We start from the raw sequence: 23,944 nt of genomic DNA on the forward strand, positions 1-23,944 counted from the left end.
GGAGCGTCGCCGCCATGTCCGTTCGTTCGCTCACCCTCGCCTTTCGCGCCGCTTCGCATGTGCCGCCGGCGGCGTTGTTAGGTCATATCCGACGCCGTGTGCGCAGCCGCGCGATCCCGCGTGTGCATGACTGGTTCCTGGCGCGGGTCGAGCGCGCGGCCGACCGGTTGCCGCGAACCGCGACGGCGCATGACGAAATAGCACGCAAGGCTGCGGCGGTCGTGGCCATGTTCTTTGCGGCAAAACAGTCGAAGAACGTTCCGCAATGCTTTGACGGCCGGTTTACCTTCCTCAACCGGACCCACGATTTCGGCGGCGCGGACCGGATCGACTGGCGTGTCGATATGGATGGCGGAAGCTATCAGCTCTGGCGGGCTAACCTGGCTTTCATGGGGTGGCTGTGCACCGCGTTCGATCACGACCCCGAACGTGCTTTGGAGTTTGCGCAGACCGTCATCAGCGGGTTTCGCGAACAGGCGCGCTTCCAGCGAATTTCCGATTTCGGCGATGTGTGGAATTCCTATCCGGTCGCGCAGCGCATCCTGACCCTGAGCGCGATACTGATCCGGCTCCCGGCTTCGCTGGCCGAACGGTCCGAACGCGCTGCCATAGATTCGTTTTTGCGGCTGAACGTCGCGTATCTGCTTGGGAATCTGGAAACCGAACTCGGTTATAATCACCTGGAGCGCAACCTGTCTGCGCTGGCCTTGTACGCGCTGGCAGCGAACGAAGTGCCCCCTGCCATCGCCGCTGCGCTTCACCGGCACTTTCCGCACATCGTTGGCAGAACATTCGGCGAGGATGGGGTTCAGGCGGAACGATCAGCCATGTATCAGGCACTGAGCATCCAGAGCCTTCGGGTTCTGCGCGCGCTGAATATCTGGTCCCCCGCCCAATCCGAATTGCTTGACCGGCGACTTGGGGCCGCTGAGGGGGCGCTGGCGGCGCTGACGCTGGGCGACGATCATCCGATCATGATGAACGATGCCTGGTTCGGCGAAACGCCCGTTACGTCCGCCGTTCTGGGTGAGCGCCCTGCCCCCGGTTTCGCCGCGCTGGACGATGCCGGTTATGTCCGGCTGGCGGCTGAGGATGCGATCGTCGTGTTCGATGCCGGACCGATCGGTCCCGACGCCAATCCCGGCCATGGCCATGCCGATTTTCTAAGCATCGAAATGTCGCTGGGTGCCAATCGACTGATCGTGGATCCAGGCACAACCAATTATGCGCCGGATCGCCAGCGCGAAACGGAGCGCAGCTGGCACGCGCATAACGGCCCTGCGATTGCCGACATCCATCCGGTCGAATATCTCGGGTCATTCAAGGTGGGGAAACGAACGGCGGCGCGGCTGGAAGACCATGGCGTCGACGACGCCTCCCAATGGGCGCAAGGCAGTGTGTCCTTCAATCGGGTCGGCGTGCGCCGCCGACTGGTGCTCGGCCCCGCCAATCGGCTCATGATCCATGACTATTGGCAGAACGAAGATGGGCGCAGGCAAAGCCGCTTTCTTATCCCCGATGACTGGCATGTCGATTCGGTTCAGGATGCAAAGATAGGGCTGACCGGTCATGGCCGCTCGATCACCCTTATGGCACAGGACGGCAAACTTTCGCTCTCACCGGCAAGCTGGACCTGTCACTATAACCAGGTCATGGGGGCGCATGCCATCACGCTTGCGCCGGCCGGGGACGCCGCCTCGCTGATTATCGAGTGGAAATGATGCGAATCGCGTAGCGATCAATCTGCATATGGCGAATTCAGGACAAGCTTTGCGCGAGCATCGTCATGTCACCGCCGATTTCGTTGTTCCGCAGCGGCCGATATTTGAAAATCTGGTCCTGAGCAGGCGCCTGATCGGGAAACGACTTCGCATAAAATTCGAACCAGGCCAGATTTTGCTGACCGACCGAGCTTGTAATGTCGAACGCTTCCTGCTCCGCCCCGGAAAGCGTTTCAATCTCATCGGGCGAAAAGACGCTGCTGGTTGCAAAACTGACAAGCCGGTGAAGCGCTCCGTCATTTTCGGCATATAGATCGACCCCCTTCGTTGCGGCGATCGCGGCTGTCATCACCAGCGGAGCGGCAGCGTAAAGATGATAATGCGCGGCGCGAGATCCACGTTCGAGCTCTAGCGGCAGCGCCCCTTCAGACGTTATCTGCGAAATTCCTATTTCAGCCGATTCAACGCTCCAATCCGCAAGATCGCTATCACCTGTATCGAGCGCCACGGAGATGGCTGCCAATCCGGCCCAATAGCGATGATTGTTGCGCGCCGTCTTGTCAGTCAAGCTATCCACATAGCTTCGCATGTCGTTAGCCATGTCGGCCAGCCATGTTTCAATCGCCGCATGGGGCGCGTTGCGATCGACTTGCAGGTTTTTGACCTGGGCGTAAGCGAGCGCCCATGCGGCCAGATTGACACTGCGCACGAACTGGGATTCGTCGTCAAGCATCTGAGTCATCGCATGGGTGCCGGCCCATGCGTTCAGCCATGCCAGCGCACACCCGCCCGAGTCCGTATCCGTTCCACCGCTTTCGACATATTTATTGGCATAGTGCGAAACGGCGGCCGTAAACGTAGTAATCGGTTTGAGCATCGCGGTCCGCTCGGCCAGCTTCTCCGGATCGATCTGGGAATACGTCGTATCGCCTGTGACATACATCGATATAGTCTCAAGCTGCACGACCGGGTCGGGCGTATCGGTACATTCAGGAAGGTCCGTTATCTCCGCCACCGGCTGCGCGAAGGGCGCGCTCAGCGTAGTCTCCGCGGCAGCTTCCGGGGTAGGGGTAGGAGTAGGTGTTGGTGCAGGAATAGGTGTGGCAGTAGCAGTAGCGGTGGGGGTTTCCACCTGTCCGCTGCTATTGCTGGACGATCCGCCCCCGCAGGCCGCCAGCGCAAGGCACAGTAAGCTGGCTGACCACCTTGTCGACGATCGCACGCGGTCTGATATGCTTGCGGTAGCAATGACGCGGATAATCGTATTGCGAAGGTCGAGGGTTGATTCGCCGGACGCTGCGGTAAAGAAAGTGTTTTTCATCGAAAGTCGCCGTGACACTGGGAAGCAGTGTCCGCAGGCTAGCTAGCGAGCATATTAAAAATACTTAACGCAGAACTATTTTAAATAAGCACTTAGTCTACTGGTGATGAACGTTTCATAATCTATAGTTTATGTTAACTATAATTCTCGTTGCAGTTTAAGTCGTTATACCGGCCCATATGCTGCTATTGTCGGTTGAGCGATTCAATTGCCCGAGCCAATGTGCGTTCGAAAACGCCCTGACGATAGCGCTTGCGATAGTCGATCGGTGCGTTTGCCACCTCGGGCAGCGGCTCAATCGGGTCGAACGTGGTGGTGGGCACGGTGGCTGCGCCATTCTGCCCCGCCCGCTGGATCAGCAAGGTCAGTTCGTTAACGTGCATCAGGAAATCGGGCGTCAGCGGTTGCGGCCGGCCTGCCCCGATCGCCCGCGCCATTTCGGCAATGCCAAGAAATTTGTCCTGGGCGTAGATTTCGCGGCGACGGATCGCGCTGACAAGCCGCTGCTTGGCGCTGAGACGCGTGCCGCGTTCAGCCTCGACCGAATGGCTCTTCCATTGACGCAGTAATTTGAGCTGCTGCCCGCCGATGCCGAAGCGGCGTCCGATCAGCGGCTGTTCGCGCACGGTATAGGCCTTTCGCGCGTTCAGGCTGACCGTCGAAAAGCGTTCGAGAAAAACCGGGGACTGATAGTGACGATAGCTGTCGCCCGTAAGTTCGCCCTCTTCGCCGATGATCCGCATGCGATGGTCGCGCGGCGCGACGAAGCTGCACGTAACTCGCGCGGCGACCCCATTTGCGAAATTCAGGCAAGCGACCGAAAAGTCGGGCGTATCGGCAGGATCGAGCGGAGCGTCCATCTTGTGCTCGACCAAAGATTTCGAAAAGGCGGTGACCGATGTCGCCGGTCCGAACATCGCGCATATCCAGACCAGATGATAGCCGACATGTTCGAAGGTGCACCCTTCCTGCAATTCCTCCACCAGCGGCCAGGGGGCGCCGGTCGGGCTGCGCACATTTTCGGTGTTCATCAAATGAACGGGGTTGTCGTCCAGTTCGGCATAGACAAGCACGGGCTTTCCGATCGCGCCATCGCGAACCGCCTTCCACATCGTGCTGACCGAATCCGAAAAGACATTGCAAGGCGCGCCGGTGAAAACCAGTCCGTTGCGTTTCGCCAGCGCGAACAGCTCGCGCGACTGATCGACCTCGGTCGTTATCGGCTTTTCGGAATAGACGTGCTTGCCTGCTTCCAACGCGCGTTTCGTCACCCCGTAATGCGCATGGATATTGGTCAGGTTGACCACGATCTCCACCTGCGGATCGGCCAACAGGCTGTCATAATCGGAATAGACCGAAAGATCGTAATGGCTTCCCACCTTTGCCGCGCGTTCGCCATCGATATCGAAAATGCCGCAGATTTCGATCTCCGGATGCGCCCATCGTGTGCGCATATAAATGTCGAAAACGAACCCGGTGCCGACGAATGCGATCCGCATGGCTGTAACTCCTTTATTCAAGCCGGCTTGGCACCATCATGCCTGACTTGCCAGTTGTATCGAGATGCGCGCGCCACCCTTAAGGGAGGCTGCGAGCGAGCATGGTAAGGTCTCCGCCCAATTCATCGTCACGCAGCGGCCGTCCCTTCAAAATCATGGCCTCCGCCGGGGATCTCCCCGGGAAACGCCGTACATAAAATTCCATCCAGGCAACATTTTGCCGGCCGACAGCAGTCGTTGCGTTGAAAGGCTCCTGTTGCACACCGGCAAGCTCGGCGATGCGGGAAGGAGACAGCAACGATTGCGTTGCGAAGCGAACCAGCCGATGGAGGGCTCCATCCTGTTCGGCGTAAAGATCCACGCCATTCGCGTCGGCAATGGCCGCAGTCATGACGAGCGGGGCGGCAGCATAAAGATGATAATGCCGGGCGCGTCGGCCACGCGTCAATTCGGCCGGGAGAGCGCCGCGCTGGGTAATCTGGGCCAGACCGATCCGGGCCGATGCGAGTCCCCAATCGGCCAGCGATTTGGTGCCGGTGTCCATCGCCACCGCACTTGCGGCCAACCCCGCCCAATAGCGATGGTTGTTGCGCCCGGTCACGTTTTTCAGACCGTTGAAATGGTGCTGCATGTCGCGCGCCATGCCGTTCAACCAAGCATCGATTACAGGTTGTGGTGCATCCTTTTCTACTTTCAGGTTGCGTACCTGCGCATAAGCAAGCGCCCACCCGGCAAGGTTAACGCTGCGTACGAATTGCGATTCATGCTCCGCCATGGTGCGCATCGCGCCCGCCTTCGCCCAGATGTCCAGCCAGACAAGCGCGCAGCCGCCCGCCTTCACATCTTTGCCGCCACTTTTGACATAGTGATTGGCGAAATGCGCCACGTCGGTGGTGAATTTCTGAATCGGCGCCAGCGTTTGCTCGCGCGCTTTTGCTTGCTTGGGATCAATCTTTGAATAACTCTTGTCGCCAGTCACATACATTGATTGCGTGGCGAGCCGTTTTATCGGCGCCGGCGGTGCCGGACAATCAGGCAGACCGGCTATCGTTGCACGCGGCTGTGCGAACAGCGCGTTGGCGGCCGAAGCCGGTGCTGACAGCATCGAACCGGCAGCACCCAGCAGAAGACAAAAGCTAGTGGCGATGCGCATGTCGGGAAAATACGCGTCGTAACTGATCCCGGTCACCGGGACGGACCATCAGCATTCCAGCCAGCATCACATTGTAGAAATTGACGATAGGAACAAGAAAGGATCCGTTGAGAAAAAGATACTGGATCACCACCATCCATGAAATGATAAAGGGTATTCCCCTGCCAAACAGACAATAGATGAGAAATGCCCAAAACAAGGCATAGACGAATATGCCATATTCAACGATCACTTTCGAAATTGGCGTCCACATGATATTTATTCGGTTCGGCATCTGTCCCGGACCGATACCGATCAGTGTTTCGCGTATCGGCCCGGAAAATACTTCGCCGACGCGTTCGAACTGAGCGTTAAAGCGCTGGTTGGCGCTTGCGCCTTTCTCACCGAACTCGGCAGTTCGTTTTTCGACATTTTGCACCAGGCCGACCTGAATCGCCGCCACCGCAACGACGGGGAGAGAAATCAGGATCAGGGGCAGCATCCGTACCCGTAGGTGGAACAGCAACACCGGCACACAGAGCAGCGCCAACATCATGCCCGTCCCGCCAAACGTAAAGACCAGACCCACCCCGTAGATAAGCAAATTTTTGAATCGCTGAAAAAATGCCGCTTCTATTATGAGAGCGAAAGCGATGAATTGCGATACGAACGAAGTTTCCAGAAAGAAATAGGCATTGGGCTTGTTGAAACGCGAACCCCATTCCAAAGGCTGAATGTAAATATAGTCAAAAAACAGAAAGTTTTTCGGAATAATATTCTCAATATTCGGCATATGCTGACCGGCGAATTGCACAGCCCAGTCTATAATGACGAGAGCAACAGCCACGATCGCGAATATCTGGATTGCTTCGAAATATTTTCGCAGCGTTTCATCGCGAACCGGAACCAGAAATATGTAAGTCGCGTAGATTGCAAGAACGTAAATCAGCGAAGGGAAAGAAAAATTCGGATTTGGCTGGAGCATTGCTGTAATAAGGCACGCCATACCAAATAATAGAAATATAAATAGCTTTCCGATACTAACCTTTAACCTGCCCGCAATCATCAAGAGGGCGATCACCGCATATTGAATCACCAAAACGAATTGCACCGAAACTTTACCGGGGCTAAGCGGCAGTCCGATTTTCATCGTCAATACGGCAATGGCGAAGGAAATGGTCAGTGTACGAAGGACGAACCGTTCGGATTTTTCCTCGGCACTGAGCGGTGGTCGATCGGCCGCACGCGGCCTGAAAACACGACGGCGCGCCAGTCGCACCTCCGGCTCCGCCATTTCACGACTATCCACGGCCATTGACCCGTACAGGAATGCCGATCGAGGGGTTCCCCGGTCGTTCAACGAATTGATCTGCGCGAAGGGAGATAAACCGCGCTCCGAAAAATTTCAGCAAAGGACGCTCCAAAAAACGATGCACCGCAATTCCCAGTGCGACGATAACGATGATCGCAATGGGGCTACCGGCTGCAATCAAACTGATATTTTTCCACTGTCTCGTGAAAAGCGCCAGAGCATGAATAATCAGATTATGGGTTAGATAAATCATGAAGGAGGCGTCGCCGATTGCTATTATCACGCGGGTCAGCCGTCCGTGCCATTGCCCTTCATCAATTCCCAGATTTATCACGCCGAGCAGGAGCAGGGCGGACGCAACACCATAACCGATAACGCGCAAAAGTCCGAACATGCCCTGCGCGACCACGTCAACTTCGCGAGAAAAACCCATCATGGGCGTCACGACAATGCTGGTGGCCAAAAACGCGGCAAAAGCCAGCGCGGTCAGCGGCCAACCGCGATTCACACGCCATAGCGCGTTGAACCGATAGGCCACAATGCCGAGTGCGAACTGAAAACTGTAAAGCGAAAATATTTTCCAGTCCCAGGCGATTGCATCGGTATCCGCAATTACATGCAATCCAACTGCCGTCCCGAAAATCGCCATCAATATCCTTGCCGACCATCCCTTTGCGCCGATCAACAGCAACAGGGCGATTAGCGCGTAAAATTGAAGTTCGTGTTCAAGCGTCCACCCCACCCCCAGCACAGGCCGCTCCGGCTGGGGCAGCAGAAAGAGGGAATTTACGAAAAATCGAGTTGTATCGTTGCCCCGGACGGGAATGATTTCGGGGAATACCACCCATAAGGCGATGAGCAGCGCGGTCACCATCCAGTAAAAGGGCAGGATTCGAAACAGTCGCTTAAGAACAAATTGCCGTACGCAAACATCATCGCGCCGGGTGACATGGGTGATGATGAAACCGCTGATGACAAAGAACAGATCTACGCCCGCATAACCGAAATACAACGGCGCAGGGATGGTCCGGCGCACACCGGCGGGGTCGGGAAACAGCGCCGTCAGGTGATAAGAAACGACCATCAAAACGGCCAGCGCCCGCAGGCATTGAACAGAGTTCAGACGGCGTAGCGGCGGATTTTGACGGCGTTCAATCAGGCGCGCAAACCCCGTATGCAACGGCGCCCACATTTTTATCGGCCACTTTGCGCGACGGAGTCGAAAATACGCCTGACGTCACCTGCATATTGAAAATGATCGTCCATGACCGACAGTGCGCGCTGCTTCACAGAGGCGTAGTGATCGCGCACTCCTCCCAGAAATCGGATGATCGCCGATGCGTCGGCAGGCACTGTCCAGCCAATCCCCAGTCGCTCCACATAATCGCCGGTCTCCGACCCTGTCTCGGCCAGATGCGGGACACCGAAATACCCTCCTTCATACAAACGATTCGGCAGCAGCCAGCCGCCGCTGGCACCATGTTTGGAAAGATCAAAGTCCCAATTGAGATCGATTGTGCGATATACGTCGTAAAGTCCCGTTGGGAACCAATATTCCCCGGTGTAGGCGATGTTGGGTATACTTTCGAAGGTACGGGTGAAGGCTTCGGTAGAACAATAGGTGGCTTTGCCCGAAATCTGCACTGTCAGCCATGGCAACGCGCGCGCAATCTCAGCCAGCATTTCGGCCGATCGGGCGCAGCGCAACGCCCCGACCCAGCCGAGTACGAAACTATCCCGATCGGGTGCCAGACGCGCACGATCAGGCGAACGCCACGCGGCACACACGGCCGGATCGTCGGGCAAAAGGTCAAGATCCACCTTGTTTTCCACCAGCAGGCTGGGGCCGGCATAGCCCAGCATCGGTCCGAAATAATGTCGGACAAAACCCGGTGAAGTCACGACCAGCAGCGCACAGCGTCGGATCAGGGCACGTTCGGCCATGCGAAATGCGCGCGCCTGGGGTGAATTTTTAAGCAGGATGCCTCGTACGTCGAATACGTCATAGACGATTGGGGCGTCGAACAGTCCGCGTGCGCGTGCCAAAAGCGCCAGCGCAAGCAGATCGAGATTGCGGGCAATGACCAGTTCCGTGCCGCGCAGCCTGTCTCGCGCCGCCATGATTTTCCCGAACGAACCGAGCATTACGCGCATCCGTTCCGCGTAATGGCCGTCGCGAAGCAGGCCCAAATCGACATTTTCCCATTCGGGTATATAGGCGCTGTTATATCGGGTACGGCGAAAGGTCAGCCCGACCAGATCGGTTAGTTCGCCAATTTGCCGCATTCGCCGTCGCACCGATGCATCGGCGGCATCGAAGCCGAAATAAGCGACCTTTCGCGGGATCCAGCCCTGCTCCTGATCAGCCATCATATCCTTGTGCGTACATACTTCCGGGCCCGTCATCCGCGCGCCCTTTCCAGCCTCGAGTCGGGCGTCGTCACACCAGCAGCCGAGACAGGCGTCGGATCAGCCGGTTGCCGACGGGTCCAGCGGCCGGCACAAATCATTTCCCCAATCCGCAGGTCGGCGAGATTGATGACATGCGTGACAAGCAGCGCAAGGCATGCACCCATGAGACCGTAGGGAGAGGCGAACCAGAGGCTGAGCAACGCCACGCCCGCCGCGATCATGCGGGTGACCAGAAGAATTTTGCTTTCCCGCAAGACGATCAGGAATGTCTCCGATGGCTGATTGAGGCACATCAGAAAAAAGGCGAGCGCGAGAACCCGGATTTCGTTGACGGCATGATCATAGGTGTCGCCAAACGCAAAATGCAGAACTGGGCCGGCAAAGATGGCGAGCATGCCCAGATAACCGCCCGTCACCAATATCAACAGCCGCCTTGTGCGACCAACGGAATGGCGCAACCCGCGCAAACCGTCCTGCACAAGCGCGCGTGCTGCACGCGGCTTGTCAAGCGAATCAACGGCGGTAACCATGCTCATCGCCGGATTGGTGAGCGTGCGCGCCGCGGTATATGCGGCGGCGGCCGTGGCGCCGCCGAACATGCCAATCGCCACGACCACCGAACTGTTATACACCGCGTAAGGAAGGTTCGTGAGCGCCTGCCAAAAGGCGAAGCTACGATTGTTCCACCAGATTGCGATCCCTTCGATGACTTGCGGACGGCCGGGTGGGGCCGCGATCGTCGCCACCGCGCCACCGCCAAGTCCGGCCGCCACCCATGCAAGCGCCGCGACAGCAGGCGCTGTCGGCGTTCGCGTCACCAGATAGGCGATACCAAGCAACAGCAGCATATACAGGGCGGAAGCCAGGGCAGCGGTGATCGGCAGCCGCCGCTGGTACAATATCCGCCGTCCGAATTCGAAGAACAGCAACGTCGGCGTGACCAGTACTGTATGTGCCAGACCCTGAACAAACCAGCGTGCTGAAGGCTGAGTCAGGAAATAACTCGCCAGCGCGCTTCCTCCGGCCAGAACTGCGGCGATAACCGCCAGTGAAAGAAGATTTAGCCACCACCAACGCCGTTCGGCAGCGCGTTCGGCGTCCTCATCCCCGCCTGCATCCAGAATGAAGGGGAGGACAATCGCGGTACGGTGCAACCCCAGGACGAAAAAGTGGATGCCGATCATCGTACCGATCGACGCGAACCCTTCATGGGTCAGATTGCGCGCCAGGATGATGTTCACCGCGACATTCGCGACGCCCTGAATACCCTGTTCGGCAAAGGAGGCCAGCCGGTTCTGCAGCTTTGCCAGATTCGCGCCGAACGGCAGTATTAGTACCGCCCTGCCGACCAGTTCATCGACGCTGCTCATGCGCTGTATCGACTCCGGCTTTGCGCGACACCCGAGCGGCGCTTAGCAGGTGCAACATAGCAATCGCAAGACTGCGCCAAGCAGCTCAGCCATGCAAAGATACGATCTGAAGAGTCAGATTGTGCCGGAATGGGGCGCGGATACGCACGCGCCCCTGACTTGGTTCAACCCGGCAAGGTGTAGCCCGCGTCGTGTTCGAACGACCAATGGGCCTCGGTCAACGTTGCGCCATACACGGCAATCGTTTCGATCTGACCGCCGTCATGTACGGTGAGATAATGCCCGTCCATTGTTGCGAACGCGTCTTCGCTATATCCAACCAGACGAATGCTGTCGCCGGCTTCGAAATCCATTATCCTGTCACCGGCCGCTTCGCCTGCACGAAAGACGAAGCTGTCATCCCCGCTGCTGCCGTACAGGGTATCGGCACCAGCACCCCCGTCGATCACGTCGCGGCCTCCTCCCGCCCAAAGGATATTGCTCCCCGAATTGCCGACCAGAATATTGTCGTGCATGTTGCCGACTCCTTTCAGATCAGCATCGCCTTCCAGCACCAGGTTTTCCAGATTTGTTTGCAGCGTATAGTCGATCGAGCTTATGACCGTATCGGTGCCGCTGTCGGCCCATTCGATGATCTTGTCGCCCGCATTGTCGACGCGGAAAACATCGTCCCCTATGCCCCCGGCCATCGTGTCGGCCCCCGCGCCGCCATCCATGAAGTCATCGCCCCAGCCGCCGTCGAGCATGTCGTCCCCGGCGCCGCCATACAGCGTATCGTTGCCCGACATGCCGGACGCGTAACCGCCAGCATCGTTCAGCGTGATCGTGTTGTCATGATAATTGCCGATCGCGTTACGCGCCACATCACCCGCCACCACTAGGTTTTCGACATTGATGGGCAGCGTATAGTCGATCGAGCTTATGACCGTATCGGTGCCGCTGTCGGCCCATTCGATGATCTTGTCGCCCGCATTGTCGACTAGAACAGGTCGTTGCCGTCGCCTCCCTGCATGATATCGGCACCATGGCCGCCATCGATGATGTCGTTGCCCCATCCACCCTTGATGAGGTTTACTCCGTCGTTACCGACCAGCACATTATCCAGCGCATTGCCGATCATATTCTGATCGTGACTGCCGGTGAGCGCCATCGCGACATCGCCGCTGTCCAACACCACTTCGCTAGCCACGGTGGTGCCGAACGCTTCGACAAAAGCCGCGCTGGCGGAGGGATATTGCCCTGAACTCAGCTTGCCCTGGAAGGCCGCGTCTGAATCCCAGTAATTCTGATACAGCATGTCATTGGTTTCGGCCCAGTCGGCGACCAGGCGGACGAATTCGGCGCTGTCGCTGTTCAGACCCCATTCGGCGATGGCGGTCGCCTTTCCGTGCTCGGCAGCGAAGTCCTGTTGCCATTGCAGGCCCCATTGTTCGGTAACGAACCAGCTAAACGCCCTCGTCGCATCGGTCGAATCCCACTGCGTATTGTAATAAAAGTCGATACCGACCACGTCGACATAATCATCCCCCGGATAAAAAGCCTCCGGATCGACGCCGGTATTGATGTTGGGCGTCCATTCGAAGACGAAACGATCCGACACATCTCGGAATTGATCAACGAATTGCTGATAGGCGCCGACATAGGATTCCGCGTCCCCCGCCGCCGACCATGGGTTCCAGCCATCGGTATTCATTTCCCAGCCCAGCCGGATATAGATCGCGCCATCGTCCGGCGCTTCGGCAAGCATCTGTTCTGCCAGGGCTAGATAATTGTCGTTATAGCTGCCGCTGGCCGCCTCGCTGAGCGACGCTCCCCAGGGGATCAGGCCGATCGACCACATTTTCGGTGTATCGACACTGGAAAGCTGGTCATCGATCCAGCTTACCGAATGGAGCCAGTCGCTCCAGCTCGATACCCCCTGATGCAGCTGAATGGCGTCCAGCGACGTACCCAGCCAGTCCTCTGCTGCGGCGACATCCGAGGCTTTGTTGCCGATATAAACGGACGTCGCCGTTCCGCCCGAATTAAAAAAATCGAGATCGAGGGAACTCGCCGAATAATCACTCATTTTACGCTCCACCAGCTACGTCGTCTTGAGCGACGATAATGGTCGGCTGTTGGCGTCCGCCTAAAGTTCTTGATAAATCACCGATAAACCATCGCAGCGCGCGGCAATATCGGCGCAGCGATGCATTAGCGCTGTCCTACATTATCCCATTTGGTTATTCATAATCGAATCACGTTCCAAATAGGAGATTTTTCAATGGCCGGAACAATTCCTGTTTCCAACCCGGCGGGTTATATTACCCAGTCCGCGCTCGCCGTGCGTGATCCAAACGGAGCCGCGCGTGGGGTTGATGGTGCCAACCCGTTGCCCGTCACCTTGCTTGCCGCGGACGAAACGCTTTCTCCGCCGCTCACCGGAAATACCAGCAATTCGATATTGTCGGACGGTTTCGTTCCCAAGGCGGGGCGGCCGATCTGGATCAGCCTGTCCGGTGAATGGAGCGGATCGGTGGTCGTCAAGCGTTCGATCGACGGCGGCGCGACCAGCGCGCCGCTCACCATCGGCGGACAGCCTTGGGCAGTGTTCGAATCGAACGCAATGGAACCGGTGGGCGAGGAAAGTGTCGCAGGCGCCATATGGTATCTCGACATTATGCTCGCGAACGGAACGCTCAGCTATGAGGTGCGCCAATGACCATCGATATCACGGCCCGCGCGCTTGCCATTCAGGCTGGCCGACAGCAGCCGACGCGTTATACGGGGCAGGCGGCCACACGCTGCGTTACCAATAACTTCAACAATACGAACTATCAGGCGGCAAACGGCAATTCGCTGCATATCGCGCGCGAGGCAATGGCGACGATGCCGCAGATCGCATTCGCCAACTGGTTCGTTTCGACCAGCACCTTTGCCGAAACCGGCAGCGGCGGGACGGCGCGGTTCTGGACAAAAATCCAGTATCCGATCGGATCGGCATGGCAGACGGTGTTGTGGAACGGCGCGGATGGATCGCCGGTGGTCGCCGACGGCGATACCTCGCCGCTCAGCGACAGCGGCGTTGCGCTGGCGACGCCGATCCCTGACGGCGCGGCGTTTCTGATCCATGTCCATACCGAGGCGCAGGCGGCGGTGGTGTTCAGCTATTCCAGCGCGATCGACCGGCGCACCGGCTATGACCGAGTGCAACTCGCCGCAACCTTGAGCGACAGCACAACGATCAGCAGTCCCACGAACCTCGCCTTCATTACCCCGGCGGCCATCGTCTATCCGACCCGCAAGCCCAGCGTCGCGATGTTCGGCGACAGCCGTGGTTTCGGGTTCGGCGACAGCATGGACGGCACCGGCGACCTGGGCGAGATGGCGCGGAGCATCGGACCGCGCTTCGGATATGTAAATGCCTGTCTATACAGCGACCGGCTCGACCATTTCATGGCCGGGCATGTCCGCCGCGTCGCGCTGGCCGCGCATTGTTCGCACGTACTGTGCAACTATGGGATCAACGACCTTCAGTCGCTTCCTCAACGCACTGCCGATGAGGTGGAGGCCGACATTCAGGCGTTTTCCGCGTTGTTTCCGGACAAGCCCGTATTCTGGAACACCATCAGCCCGTCATCGGACAGCAACGATCAGTTCACTACGATTTCGGGACAGACGCCGAACAATGCATCGCAAGCCAACCGCATCGCGATGAACGACCATCTGCGTCGCAATATTCGTGGATCGGATGGAAGCCCGCTGGGGCTGGCCGGGATGTTCGATACCGCCGCCGTGACCGAAAGCAGCCTGAACAGCGGCAGGTTCGCGATCGGCAATGGCGGGCAGGCGATTACCGGCGACGGGCTTCACCCCAATTATATAGGGTACGCCATGATTCGGCAGGTCATCGCGGCGAATGCGTCGCTGATCACACGGTGAACCGTCACTGGGGCGGTGCGGCGGTGTTCGTCGTCGCGCCTCCCCGGGCGTCGGGCGATGGTGCGGCAAAGATGACGCGCCGTTCGTCGGGCGCGACATAAGCGGGCGGTTTCGCATTATCGTCGTCTGTCGGCGCCGCCGCCTCCTGCGGAACCTTCATCGGCAACAGGGGGCGGCCCAGCGGCACCGGCAAGGAATTTACAGGCTGCGATTGGGAATCCAGCGCGTCATCCTGCGCTGTGCCTTCGGCATCCTCGCCCGTATTTCTCCAGTCGATCGCCGGTTCGCCGCCGCGATAGCGCTGTGAAAACGCGCCCGGTTCGCCCCAGCTTCCCGCCCAGCGAAGAAAGATATGATGGTCGATAGCGGCGAGCTTGGTCAATTTGGGCGACCAGAGCGGAAGCACGTAATTGGCGTGATAATGGGTGGCCAGCCCGACTTCCGGTTCCACGCTTCCCTCCAGCGCGGCGAGCGCGACCCCTTGGGCGACCTTCCACCGCCCCGCCACGGGCGAATGCGCGAGCGAACCATCGCAGGTAAAGGTGAACTGGCACCCCGTATTGCGCTGCGCGCCCTGAAATACGACGCCGCATATCGTGTTCGGGTATGCGGGATGGCGCACCCGGTTGAGCACCACCTGCGCTACGCCGCGCTGCCCCTCGATCGTCTCGCCACCGGCTTCGTAATAGACTGCGGCGCTCAGGCAATCGAGGGCGCGGGCGTAATCGACCGCGTTGACCTTTCCGATATGAAATGCCGGGGCGGGATGTCGTGCCTCCTTCACGATCGGTATGCGGGCATTACGCGCGACCGCGTCTTCCGGGCTGAGCGGCGCCAGTTCGGCCGGATCAGTGGCGACCGTGTTTTCCGGCGCGACCGCTCCCACGGGGCGGTCGGCACTTTGGGCAAGCGTTTCGGGTGCGACCAAGGGCGGATCGGAATCGCGGTGCATGGCAACCATGGCAGCAACCCCTGCTGCGACGAACAACGCCAGCATGCCAAGCGCGGGTAACAGCCCGGGAGCGGATTTACGGAACATCGCCGGGCTTCGATCAAACATGGTTTCTCGCCGATACTTTATTTGGTGCCGGCGATGAAATCGCCATGGTTGGCAGCCCGATCACCTTTGCGCTAAAGCGGTGCCGGTTCGGGAAGAAAGGCTATGGAGCATGAAGGCAGCACTCGCCACGGCAATATTCGCGCTGTCCATGTTTCAGGGCGAAACAGCATTTGCGCGCCCTCAGGCCGACACGCCCCCGCCGCAGGTGGCAAATGCGGGGTTTTTGACCGGCACCCAGCTATATCGCCGCTGCACCGAAGATGCGCCGACCAGCGGCGCATTCTGCTTTGCGTTCGTCGCCGGGGTGCACGATACCGTGCGCGCCTATGAAACCTGGCTCGACATGCGCGAATTCTGCCCGCCCGAAAAGATATCGCAGGGCCAGCTTCGCGACACATTCATCGATTATGCCAAGGCGCATCCCGTAACGTTGAACGGCCAGGCGGCATCGGTGCTGGTCGCCGCCTTCAAGGAAAAATATCCCTGCACCGCTGCGCGATAAAGCTATCCAGCGTCAGGCGCGTGATTTGGCCGGGGTCCAGGTCTGGTAGGTATTTCCCTTCCACGAATCGGTAATTCCGAAAAATGTGGCGACGACCGCGACGAGGATTTGCAGGACCACCGAAAAAGGCGAAATACCAAACAGGCCCAACGCAATGCCTGCTGCTATAGCCGCCCCCGCGAAACCCAGCAGAAAAAACTGTCCTGAAAGGATCAGCGCGGCCGCGCCCGTTATCAGGAAAATCGCGAGCGGAATTAGCCCGAACCAGCGCAACAGCTTGTGCGAGACATATTTATACAGCTCGGTCGCCCCGAAACGTGCGCGGATATCGGGCCATAAATGGCGGTGCGTATTGAATGCGCGGCAGGCGATCCGCCGCTTACGGCGAAATTCATCCGACGCCGCCGTCGCATTCTTTTCATATGCCACGACCTCCGGCACGAAGATCAGCCTTCGCCCTTCGATCGGCACGCTCATCGACACTGTCATATCGTCTAGCAGATGCGGCGGCACCACTGGATACAGCGAACGGCGCGTCGCGAAAATCGACCCGTCGGCACCCATGATAGACCCGCAGCGCGATTCGAGCTGCTTCACTTTTTCTTCCAGTCGCCAATACAGCCCGCCGGCGCGAGCCGTCGGACTTGCCTCGTCATTGGTGTAGTGCAGCGACCCGGCCAGTCCACCGACATCGGGATCGCTGAAATGGCGACGTATCGGATCAATCGACGCGGGATCGAGGATGACATTGGCGTCGGTGAAGATTACCACGTCGGTGTCGAGGCTCGCCGCCATGCGCGCCATGCCGGTCGCCTTGCCCGTGCGCTGGGCGGCAGCAATGGTTTCGACAACATCCGATGCGGATTTCAGCATTTCCAGCGTGCGATCGGATGAAAGATCGCAATAAGCCATGATCCGAAGATCGGGATGCGCCGCCTTCAAATCCCTGAGATTGGCGATCTTCGCGGGAAGCGAACGCTCCTCATTATAAGCGGAAAATACCAGCGCCAGAGAAGGAGCACTGGCCTTCGTATTTATCTTCAACGAACGTTCGCGAAAGAGGTACAGCGACAGCGGATAGGTGATATAGGGATGTAGAAAGACCAGCAACGACAAAGCGGCCACAGCAATCAACGCTCCGGTCATGTCGCGCTCCCATCAACTTTTGATGCCAAACAAAATCATCGGGTCATGCTTTGCGATCAGCGCCGCCCTGCCAAAGTAGTTGGCAGGAGCTGCAGCTCCGGGCAAGTCCGTGGAAACACGGTCAAGGCCGTTTTTGATACAGTTCAACGCTCATGCAGCGAAGACCCGATCGATTGGAAGAGCGGTTCGAGCCAATACCCCAGACTGCTTCGCGACCGTACCGACACCGTCACGGTAGCAGGCGTTCCCGGCCGAAATACCGCATCCTGGTTCCCGGAAGCCTGTTTCACCTCTGCAATCGCTTCGCTTGGTATCCGCACATCCATGCGATAATAGCTGCGGCCCGTGCGGTCATCGACCACCGTGTCGGCGGCAATGGAAGACACCTGGCCGTGAATAACCGGCGCGGCGCGGCCCTGCGGCGTCGGGATGCGCAAACGCACTTCCTGTCCCGGGCGAATCGAATTGCCATCATCGGGGGCAACGCGCGCTTCAATGGTCAGTCCGCGGTCGGCCGGCACGACGTCGAACAGCGGTTCGCCCTCGCGCACCACCGCACCGGGCGCCGAGATGCGATTGTCGACTACTTCTCCCGTCACCGGAGAGCGGATCACACTGTGCATCAGCTGCTCTCGCGCCGCCTTCCACTGGGGTATCAGCCCCGCAAGCTCCGCGCGCGCATCGCGAATCCGCTGAGCGGTGTCGCTGGCATCATCGGCGCGTGCCTGAGCGATCTGAAGCCGCGCCTCCCCCTCCCCGACACGAAGCCGTTCACGCTCGGCAGCCATCGCTTCGGCCGAACCCTCCAGCCCCGCTTCGTCGCGCCGTGCCTGAAGCAGGCGCATTCGGCTGGCATATCCCTTCTTCGCCAGCGTTTCGACCGCTTCGCGCTCCTCGCTCATCAGGTCGCGCTGCTTTTCATAGGCGGTCTGGCGCGAGGCACTTTCGCGACGCTGTTCGGCCATTTGAGAGACTCGTTCACGCAGGACGGCGTCGCGCGTCGCGCGGGCATGCGCGTCGGTTGCCAGATTTGCCTGTTCCACCTGAAGCGCGCGACGCGCCAGTTCGGCGTCCGCACCGGAATAGGCGGAAAGCTCAGGCCCCGCCTCGACACGACGCGATCCGCTTTGCTGCGCTTCGAGCCGCGCAATCTCAGCCTGAAGCGAGATAACCCGTCCGGCAAGCGCGCGTTCGAGCGATTTGGCCTGCGCTTCATTAAACCGGACCACCACCTGCCCCGCGCGCACCTGACTTCCATCACGAACCGCAATTCCCGAAACCGTACCGCTGATCTCGCTTTGCACCGACCGGCGTTCGCCGCTTACCTTGACCACGCCCGGCGCGACGACTGCCGCGTCGAGCGGAATGAAGAATCCCGCCGCGATCAAACCGGTGCCGAACAGGGCCGCGAGTGCGATCCCGATACGCATTTCAGGGGCGCGGGTGATTTCGGGCGGGAGATCCGCACCGGGCGAGGCAAGCGAGCGCGGCGCGACAAGCTGAAGCGGAAAATTCATTACGCGACCTTCGATGCATCGGCGTTGCGGACCTGCAACCGACCATTGGGCGGCGGCGCGAGGCTGGTCATCGCGCCGTCCTTCAACACGAGCAGCTTATCGAGCGAGGCAAGCACTTCACCGCTATGACTGGCAAGCAGGACGGTCACCTTGTCGGCGCGCAGGCTGCTCAACAAACGGATCAGGCGATAGCAACCTTCCGAATCAAGATGCGCGCTGGGTTCGTCGAGGATCAGGATGCGCGGGCCGCCGTACATCGCGCGAGCAAGCGCAATCCGCTGCGACTGGCCTGCAGACAGGCTGACCCCGCCCAATCCGATCATGGTGTCGTATCCTTCAGGAAGGCGTGCGATCATCTCGTGCACACCGGTACGCGTGGCGGCGGCGATCACATCCGCGTCGATATCCTCCGGCGAACGCTGTCCGATCTCGGTCTCAAACCGCGCAATGTTCTCCTTCACCGTGCCGGGGAACAGGATCGCGCTTTGTGGAAAATAGCCGATCGCCGCATTCAGTTGATCGGCAGGCCAGTTTTCCGCCTTGAGCCCGTCATAGCGGATTGATCCGCGAACGGGAGGAAGCGCCCCCGCCAGCGCGCGCAAAAGCGTGGTTTTTCCGGCTCCGCTAAGCCCAACGACGCCGATCTGCTCCCCCGGCTGGATCGCAAAATCGATATTGGCGAGCGCTATGCGATCCGATTGCGGCGCGAGCACGGTCAGTCGCTCGACCTGAAGCGCCCCTTCCGGTTCGGGAAGCGAAGTGTGATGCGGAACATCGCGATCGGAAAGCAGGCGGCCGAGATATTTATGCCCGTCGCGCGCCGCGCCCAGCGCCTGCCAGCCGGCAACGATCTGATCAATCGGCGCGAGCACTCTGCCCAGAAGCAGGCTGGCCGCGATCACCGCGCCCCCCGAAATCAGCCCGTCGATCGCCAGCAGACCACCAAGGCCAAGTGCGCCGGATTGCACCGTCATACGGAAAAAACGAGTCGCGCTACCAAAGCCGCCGGCGACGAAGGCCGCGCGCACCTCGCTGCGCTGCCCGTAACTGCGCCGCGCAAGATATCGGGTCAGCAGACCGGAGGCGAGCCCCATGGCGCGCAAGTCATCGGCGTGCGCAGCAAGTTGCGCCACCGCTCCCTGAGCAAATTCTGAATGCGCCTGCGCATGTACGCGCGGCGCCCGCGCGGCGCGCTGACCGACAAGCGCCAGGGTGAGCAGGAACAGCGCCGAGACGATGGCGAGCACACCGAGCGCCCAGTGCAGCAGAAACGCGGCAACGAGATAGAGCGGCATCAGTGGCAGATCGAAAATGGCGGTAGCGACCGGGCTGCCGATCACCTGCCGTACGGAATCGAGTCGACGCATCCCGGCCCCGCGATCGGCGCGCGAAAGCGATTCGCGCGCGACGAGACGCTGCGCGACCATCGGCGCCAGTATAGCATCGAATGCGCCAGCGATACGAATCAGCAGCCGACCGCGAAGCCAGTCAAAAAGCGCCATCACCGCAAGGCACACCAGTGCGATGACACTTATGATCGCAAGTGTTGCGACATGACCGGTCGCTACCGCGCGATCATATACCTGCATCATATAGAGCGTCGGCGTTAGCGCCAGCAGGTTCACGATCACGCTGAAGATGGCAACGGTGACGATCGCGGGCCGCATCGCGCGCCAGGCCGATCGCAGCGAGGATGAAGAAGCCACCGCCCCGCCGCCAGTTTCAACGTCCATGCAATCACCCACCCGAAAACCATGTTCGGATTTCTCAATAGAGATTCGGGCTTAAGATTAGGTTATGCCTGTTGCGACCAACGCACTCCAAATTAGGCTTAACGGGTATTTTACCGTGACGTCTAAAACCCTCTTAAAAAATCTCTCCTAGAAATATCCGAATGCAATAACTGCGATCGGTTGAGATGATGAGAGCTTTTTATTTGGCTGCGGTAACTATCGCCGGCATGCTTTTATACATATCTCCTGCCTTGGCGACTAGTCAGAATTCTCTCACCATTCCTGAAGTCGCCGTTTCCGAACCGCCCACTGGCTATTCGCAAATGTGCACTGACCGGATGTTATTGTGCATGGCGGAAGGAATTGTTGCCCTGCACAATGGAGCATGGGACAGCGACTCGCTCATGCATACGCTGCGTGACGTCAATCGTTCGGTGAACCGGAACATGAGGTGGCGTGCCGATCGTACCGAAAACTGGACCGGGGCAGAGATAGCCAAGGGCGCTTCGGGCGACTGCGAAGATTTTGCCATCACCAAGCGGCTGCAACTGCTAGGCGCCGGATTTCCTGCGGAAAGACTGTCTTACGCGGTCGCATATGTTCCCCGCACCGGGCTGCACACCGTGCTTATCGCCAACGTCGATGGCGTCGATCTGGTCCTTGATAATCGTACGCCCTGGATTGAGCGCTGGTCGGACACGCACTACGTCTGGTTGCTGAAGCAATCTGTCGCATATCCGAACACCTGGTACACCACCTACCCCGATTCTCCCCCAGGTAAAGCCGTTGCACTTGCAGCATAATCTGGGTAACTGACTCCCGAATTGGTCCGGCGACGGAATTGGGAGATACGTACCCGTGAAATGGCGGATGGCACTTGCGTGCATATTATTGTCGGCGTGTGCCGATAACCAGGCCTATCCTTCCGCCTCGCCCGCTGCGGCGAGCCCGGATCCCGCAGATGTGCTTGCCGATTATCAGCTCGGCGCGTCCGACAAGGTTCGCATCAACGTCTATAACGAAGAGACGCTGAGCGGCGAATATGTGGTCGGGCCCAGTGGCAAGATCGCCTTCCCACTGATCGGGGAGGTAGAGGCCGCGAACATGACTGCGGCGCAGCTCGGCGAATCGATTCGCGCTAAACTCGCCGACGGCTTTATCAACGATCCGCACGTGACCGTGGAAGTTGTGGCGTTCCGTCCAGTCTACGTCATGGGCGAAGTCAACCACGCCGGGCAGTATCCTTATACGTCGGGTCTAACGGTCCTGAACGCCATTTCGGCCGCGGAAGGATTTACCTATCGCGCGCAGAAGCGCTATGTTTTCCTAACCCGCGCAGGCTCTTCGAAAGAGGTGCGCGTTGAAGTAACGCCGTCTTTGCGTGTGTATCCGGGCGATACTATTCGGGTTGCGGAACGGTATTTCTAAATGCTTTTGCTTCGCTTTTATTGCGAATGCAGCTACGCCAGTTACGCGAGCATTCGCAGTTCGCGGACTTTGAGGGTGATCTGAAATGAAGAAAATTCTGATACTCGCCCGGCTGGCGGTCCTTCCCGCCGTCGCCGGCATAGCGACGAACGGCATGGCACAGACTGCGCCAACTCAGCAGCAGGGCGCGCAAGCCGCGCAGGTCGATGCATTGGTTCGCCAGATTTTGCAGAGCATCAATACGACGCCCAACGCCGATGCCCAGACCTTCGAAGGGCGCTTTGCCCTGTTGGCGGATCAGAAGACCGATGACTGCCTGATCGCACGCCGCGCAGTGATGCGCGCATGGGCCGAAACCGACAATAGCGAGGCTAAAAAGGCGCTCAAGGCGCTGCGCAACACGCTGGCGGCGTGCCCGACGGGCACCGGCGCAGGCGGCTCTGGCTATTTTGGACCTAGCGTTGCACAGGCTTCGCTGCCTGCCATCCAGGTCGGCGGCGGGAGCGATTATCTGCCATGATCAGGAAAACGGCCATGGGGCTCGAACCGGAGCGCCGGGTGTGGCGGGCTTTTGCTGGATGCGCAGCGCTTTGCCTTATCCCCGCCATCGCGCAGGCGCAGGAAATTCGCGATTATGGTCCGTTTCTGACCAGCCCCATCCCGTTCAATCCGGATCGGGGACGTAATGTCAGCGTTCTTGACCGGGAACGCCCCGAATATGAGCCCACCGGAATTCCGGTCGGCGGCTTCATCGCCTATCCCGAAGTCACCGCCGGCGTTGGGTATTCGGACAATGTTCTGGGCAACACCACCGTCAAACGGTCCGACGGCTTCTTCGCGCTCGACCCTTCGATTCTTCTCGAAAGCAATTGGTCGCGCAATTCGGTGACGCTTAGCGGCGGGGGAAATTTCCGCCGTTTTTTCGACGTTACGGAGAAAAATGAGGACGGGTATCACGCCGACGCGACCGGACGGCTGGATATCAAACAGGGCACCTATATTCTCGGGTCGGCGGGAATACGCCGCTCCTATCAGGCGCAATATGCCAGCGATGTGCCCGAAAACACGCTCGGCAATATCGCCTATCTGCGTAAGCAGGCCCTGTTGCGCGGCCAATATGAAACGGGCCGGTTCCGCATCATCGGCGCGGCCAACGTCGTCAATCTCGACTTCAACGACGTCCGCTCGCTGGGCGGAACAGTGATCGACCAGGATTTCCGCGACCGCACCGAAACAGTGGGCGCCGCTCGGCTGGAATACGCCTTGTCGCCGGACCTGTCCGTGTTCGGTGAGGGTGATTACAAGAATATCGACCATGATCAGAAGCTGATCGGCACGGTTCCCAACCGCGATGGCCATGAATTCAAGCTGTTGGGCGGGGTGAGCTTCGACCTCACCGCACTGATGCGCGCGCATGTAGGCGCGGGCTATATTCAGCGCGACTTTGACGCATCGCAACAATATCCGCGCATGTCCGGCCTGGCATTCGATACACGCATCGAATATTTTCCTTCCGGCCTTTCGACTGTCTCGCTGGTTGTGAAGCGGGAGATTGAGGAAGCGGTGACCAGCGGCACAAGCGGATATTTCGCCGACACCGCGGCTATCCGCGTCGATCACGAACTGCTGCGCAACCTGCTGTTGTATATCGGCAGCCAATATCAGCGGAACGATTTTGAAAATCTCGACCGCAAGGACGAAATCGCGCTGTTCGAAGGCGGCGCGAATTTCCTTGTATCGCAGGAATGGGCGCTGGGGGGCGGCCTTCTTTATTCCCGGCGGTCGAGTTCGGGTGCCGCCGCCGGACCGGAATTCGACGAATTCCGCGCCACGATTTCGATCACGCTGCGGCGATAACGCTTCCCGATCA

The 23,944-nt window shown here is 59.1% G+C and carries 21 protein-coding genes; 8 read left to right on the forward strand and 13 right to left on the reverse strand.

Going from position 1 to position 23,944, the window contains the following annotated elements; translation table 11 throughout:
- Positions 1 to 14: 14 nt before the first annotated feature.
- A complete protein-coding gene (locus KY084_RS03260; protein WP_219236991.1) occupies positions 15 to 1,721 on the forward strand; it encodes a heparinase II/III family protein in 1,707 nt (568 codons plus the stop codon).
- 37 nt (positions 1,722 to 1,758) lie between these two features.
- On the opposite strand, the gene KY084_RS03265 is transcribed toward KY084_RS03260, so the two are convergent.
- From KY084_RS03265 to KY084_RS03305, 9 genes are all read right to left on the reverse strand, one after another.
- Positions 1,759 to 3,042: an alginate lyase family protein gene (locus tag KY084_RS03265; protein ID WP_219236992.1), complete on the reverse strand. Its 1,284-nt coding sequence runs from the start codon at positions 3,040 to 3,042 to the stop codon at positions 1,759 to 1,761.
- A gap of 185 nt (positions 3,043 to 3,227) precedes the next feature.
- Positions 3,228 to 4,541 (reverse strand): Gfo/Idh/MocA family protein, encoded by a 1,314-nt coding sequence (locus KY084_RS03270; protein ID WP_219236993.1) that lies wholly within the window; start codon positions 4,539 to 4,541, stop codon positions 3,228 to 3,230.
- A 79-nt stretch (positions 4,542 to 4,620) separates the two neighbouring features.
- On the reverse strand, positions 4,621 to 5,694 hold the full coding sequence (locus KY084_RS03275) for an alginate lyase family protein (protein WP_343227946.1): 1,074 nt from the start codon (positions 5,692 to 5,694) through the stop codon (positions 4,621 to 4,623).
- On the reverse strand, positions 5,678 to 6,988 hold the full coding sequence (locus KY084_RS03280; protein ID WP_219236995.1) for a hypothetical protein: 1,311 nt from the start codon (positions 6,986 to 6,988) through the stop codon (positions 5,678 to 5,680). The genes KY084_RS03275 and KY084_RS03280 overlap by 17 nt, the downstream gene beginning before the upstream one ends.
- Positions 6,975 to 8,177: an acyltransferase family protein gene (locus KY084_RS03285; protein ID WP_219236996.1), complete on the reverse strand. Its 1,203-nt coding sequence runs from the start codon at positions 8,175 to 8,177 to the stop codon at positions 6,975 to 6,977. Before KY084_RS03285 ends, KY084_RS03280 begins: the two co-directional genes overlap by 14 nt.
- 2 nt (positions 8,178 to 8,179) lie before the next feature.
- Positions 8,180 to 9,391: a glycosyltransferase family protein gene (locus tag KY084_RS03290; RefSeq protein WP_219236997.1), complete on the reverse strand. Its 1,212-nt coding sequence runs from the start codon at positions 9,389 to 9,391 to the stop codon at positions 8,180 to 8,182.
- Positions 9,388 to 10,767, reverse strand: coding sequence for a lipopolysaccharide biosynthesis protein (locus KY084_RS03295; protein WP_219236998.1), 1,380 nt, complete (start codon positions 10,765 to 10,767; stop codon positions 9,388 to 9,390). Before KY084_RS03295 ends, KY084_RS03290 begins: the two co-directional genes overlap by 4 nt.
- A 164-nt stretch (positions 10,768 to 10,931) precedes the next feature.
- Entirely contained in the window at positions 10,932 to 11,822 is an 891-nt protein-coding gene (locus KY084_RS03300; RefSeq protein WP_219236999.1) for a calcium-binding protein, read from the reverse strand.
- Positions 11,747 to 12,835 carry a glycosyl hydrolase gene (locus KY084_RS03305; protein ID WP_219237000.1) on the reverse strand — a complete coding sequence of 363 codons (1,089 nt, stop codon included), beginning with the start codon at positions 12,833 to 12,835 and terminating at the stop codon, positions 11,747 to 11,749. Before KY084_RS03305 ends, KY084_RS03300 begins: the two co-directional genes overlap by 76 nt.
- A gap of 195 nt (positions 12,836 to 13,030) precedes the next feature.
- Here KY084_RS03305 and KY084_RS03310 point away from each other — a divergent pair, with 195 nt between their 5' ends.
- Positions 13,031 to 13,468, forward strand: a complete 438-nt coding sequence (locus tag KY084_RS03310; RefSeq protein ID WP_219237001.1) for a hypothetical protein — start codon at positions 13,031 to 13,033, stop codon at positions 13,466 to 13,468.
- Positions 13,465 to 14,688 (forward strand): SGNH/GDSL hydrolase family protein, encoded by a 1,224-nt coding sequence (locus KY084_RS03315; protein ID WP_219237002.1) that lies wholly within the window; start codon positions 13,465 to 13,467, stop codon positions 14,686 to 14,688. Before KY084_RS03310 ends, KY084_RS03315 begins: the two co-directional genes overlap by 4 nt.
- 4 nt (positions 14,689 to 14,692) lie before the next feature.
- On the opposite strand, the gene KY084_RS03320 is transcribed toward KY084_RS03315, so the two are convergent.
- A complete protein-coding gene (locus KY084_RS03320; RefSeq protein ID WP_246586828.1) occupies positions 14,693 to 15,748 on the reverse strand; it encodes a cell wall hydrolase in 1,056 nt (351 codons plus the stop codon).
- A 109-nt stretch (positions 15,749 to 15,857) separates the two neighbouring features.
- Between KY084_RS03320 and KY084_RS03325 the strand changes: the two genes are divergently transcribed.
- Positions 15,858 to 16,250, forward strand: coding sequence for a Rap1a/Tai family immunity protein (locus KY084_RS03325; protein WP_219237003.1), 393 nt, complete (start codon positions 15,858 to 15,860; stop codon positions 16,248 to 16,250).
- 12 nt (positions 16,251 to 16,262) lie between these two features.
- Here the strand turns inward: KY084_RS03325 and KY084_RS03330 are convergent, their stop codons facing one another.
- From KY084_RS03330 to KY084_RS03340, 3 genes are all read right to left on the reverse strand, one after another.
- Entirely contained in the window at positions 16,263 to 17,396 is a 1,134-nt protein-coding gene (locus KY084_RS03330; protein ID WP_219237004.1) for a glycosyltransferase, read from the reverse strand.
- A gap of 143 nt (positions 17,397 to 17,539) precedes the next feature.
- On the reverse strand, positions 17,540 to 18,913 hold the full coding sequence (locus KY084_RS03335; protein WP_219237005.1) for an HlyD family type I secretion periplasmic adaptor subunit: 1,374 nt from the start codon (positions 18,911 to 18,913) through the stop codon (positions 17,540 to 17,542).
- Positions 18,913 to 20,646, reverse strand: a complete 1,734-nt coding sequence (locus KY084_RS03340; protein WP_219237006.1) for a type I secretion system permease/ATPase — start codon at positions 20,644 to 20,646, stop codon at positions 18,913 to 18,915. Before KY084_RS03340 ends, KY084_RS03335 begins: the two co-directional genes overlap by 1 nt.
- A 185-nt stretch (positions 20,647 to 20,831) precedes the next feature.
- Between KY084_RS03340 and KY084_RS03345 the strand changes: the two genes are divergently transcribed.
- The 4 genes from KY084_RS03345 to KY084_RS03360 all read left to right on the forward strand — a co-directional run bounded on the left by KY084_RS03345 (position 20,832) and on the right by KY084_RS03360 (position 23,931).
- Positions 20,832 to 21,449 carry a transglutaminase-like cysteine peptidase gene (locus KY084_RS03345; protein ID WP_219237007.1) on the forward strand — a complete coding sequence of 206 codons (618 nt, stop codon included), beginning with the start codon at positions 20,832 to 20,834 and terminating at the stop codon, positions 21,447 to 21,449.
- Between the two features lie 67 nt (positions 21,450 to 21,516).
- Positions 21,517 to 22,074, forward strand: a complete 558-nt coding sequence (locus KY084_RS03350; protein ID WP_219237008.1) for a polysaccharide biosynthesis/export family protein — start codon at positions 21,517 to 21,519, stop codon at positions 22,072 to 22,074.
- Positions 22,075 to 22,159: 85 nt separating this feature from the next.
- Positions 22,160 to 22,594 carry a hypothetical protein gene (locus KY084_RS03355; RefSeq protein ID WP_219237009.1) on the forward strand — a complete coding sequence of 145 codons (435 nt, stop codon included), beginning with the start codon at positions 22,160 to 22,162 and terminating at the stop codon, positions 22,592 to 22,594.
- 14 nt (positions 22,595 to 22,608) lie between these two features.
- Complete coding sequence (locus tag KY084_RS03360; protein WP_219237010.1) at positions 22,609 to 23,931, forward strand: outer membrane beta-barrel protein; 1,323 nt, start codon at positions 22,609 to 22,611, stop codon at positions 23,929 to 23,931.
- Positions 23,932 to 23,944 lie beyond the last annotated feature (13 nt).

This window comes from Stakelama flava, from assembly GCF_019351405.1.
Lineage (GTDB): Bacteria > Pseudomonadota > Alphaproteobacteria > Sphingomonadales > Sphingomonadaceae > Sphingomonas > Sphingomonas flava_A.

Excerpts from the sequence above, each read along its gene's own strand:
- KY084_RS03260 (WP_219236991.1), top strand. The coding sequence starts at position 15 with ATGTCCGTTCGTTCGCTCACCCTCGCCTTTCGCGCCGCTTCGCATGTG.
- KY084_RS03265 (WP_219236992.1), bottom strand. The coding sequence starts at position 3,042 with ATGAAAAACACTTTCTTTACCGCAGCGTCCGGCGAATCAACCCTCGAC.
- KY084_RS03270 (WP_219236993.1), bottom strand. The coding sequence starts at position 4,541 with ATGCGGATCGCATTCGTCGGCACCGGGTTCGTTTTCGACATTTATATG.
- KY084_RS03275 (WP_343227946.1), bottom strand. The coding sequence starts at position 5,694 with ATGCGCATCGCCACTAGCTTTTGTCTTCTGCTGGGTGCTGCCGGTTCG.
- KY084_RS03280 (WP_219236995.1), bottom strand. The coding sequence starts at position 6,988 with ATGGCCGTGGATAGTCGTGAAATGGCGGAGCCGGAGGTGCGACTGGCG.
- KY084_RS03285 (WP_219236996.1), bottom strand. The coding sequence starts at position 8,177 with ATGTGGGCGCCGTTGCATACGGGGTTTGCGCGCCTGATTGAACGCCGT.
- KY084_RS03290 (WP_219236997.1), bottom strand. The coding sequence starts at position 9,391 with ATGACGGGCCCGGAAGTATGTACGCACAAGGATATGATGGCTGATCAG.
- KY084_RS03295 (WP_219236998.1), bottom strand. The coding sequence starts at position 10,767 with ATGAGCAGCGTCGATGAACTGGTCGGCAGGGCGGTACTAATACTGCCG.
- KY084_RS03300 (WP_219236999.1), bottom strand. The coding sequence starts at position 11,822 with ATGGGGCAACGACATCATCGATGGCGGCCATGGTGCCGATATCATGCA.
- KY084_RS03305 (WP_219237000.1), bottom strand. The coding sequence starts at position 12,835 with ATGAGTGATTATTCGGCGAGTTCCCTCGATCTCGATTTTTTTAATTCG.
- KY084_RS03310 (WP_219237001.1), top strand. The coding sequence starts at position 13,031 with ATGGCCGGAACAATTCCTGTTTCCAACCCGGCGGGTTATATTACCCAG.
- KY084_RS03315 (WP_219237002.1), top strand. The coding sequence starts at position 13,465 with ATGACCATCGATATCACGGCCCGCGCGCTTGCCATTCAGGCTGGCCGA.
- KY084_RS03320 (WP_246586828.1), bottom strand. The coding sequence starts at position 15,748 with ATGTTTGATCGAAGCCCGGCGATGTTCCGTAAATCCGCTCCCGGGCTG.
- KY084_RS03325 (WP_219237003.1), top strand. The coding sequence starts at position 15,858 with ATGAAGGCAGCACTCGCCACGGCAATATTCGCGCTGTCCATGTTTCAG.
- KY084_RS03330 (WP_219237004.1), bottom strand. The coding sequence starts at position 17,396 with ATGACCGGAGCGTTGATTGCTGTGGCCGCTTTGTCGTTGCTGGTCTTT.
- KY084_RS03335 (WP_219237005.1), bottom strand. The coding sequence starts at position 18,913 with ATGAATTTTCCGCTTCAGCTTGTCGCGCCGCGCTCGCTTGCCTCGCCC.
- KY084_RS03340 (WP_219237006.1), bottom strand. The coding sequence starts at position 20,646 with ATGGACGTTGAAACTGGCGGCGGGGCGGTGGCTTCTTCATCCTCGCTG.
- KY084_RS03345 (WP_219237007.1), top strand. The coding sequence starts at position 20,832 with ATGATGAGAGCTTTTTATTTGGCTGCGGTAACTATCGCCGGCATGCTT.
- KY084_RS03350 (WP_219237008.1), top strand. The coding sequence starts at position 21,517 with ATGGCACTTGCGTGCATATTATTGTCGGCGTGTGCCGATAACCAGGCC.
- KY084_RS03355 (WP_219237009.1), top strand. The coding sequence starts at position 22,160 with ATGAAGAAAATTCTGATACTCGCCCGGCTGGCGGTCCTTCCCGCCGTC.
- KY084_RS03360 (WP_219237010.1), top strand. The coding sequence starts at position 22,609 with ATGGGGCTCGAACCGGAGCGCCGGGTGTGGCGGGCTTTTGCTGGATGC.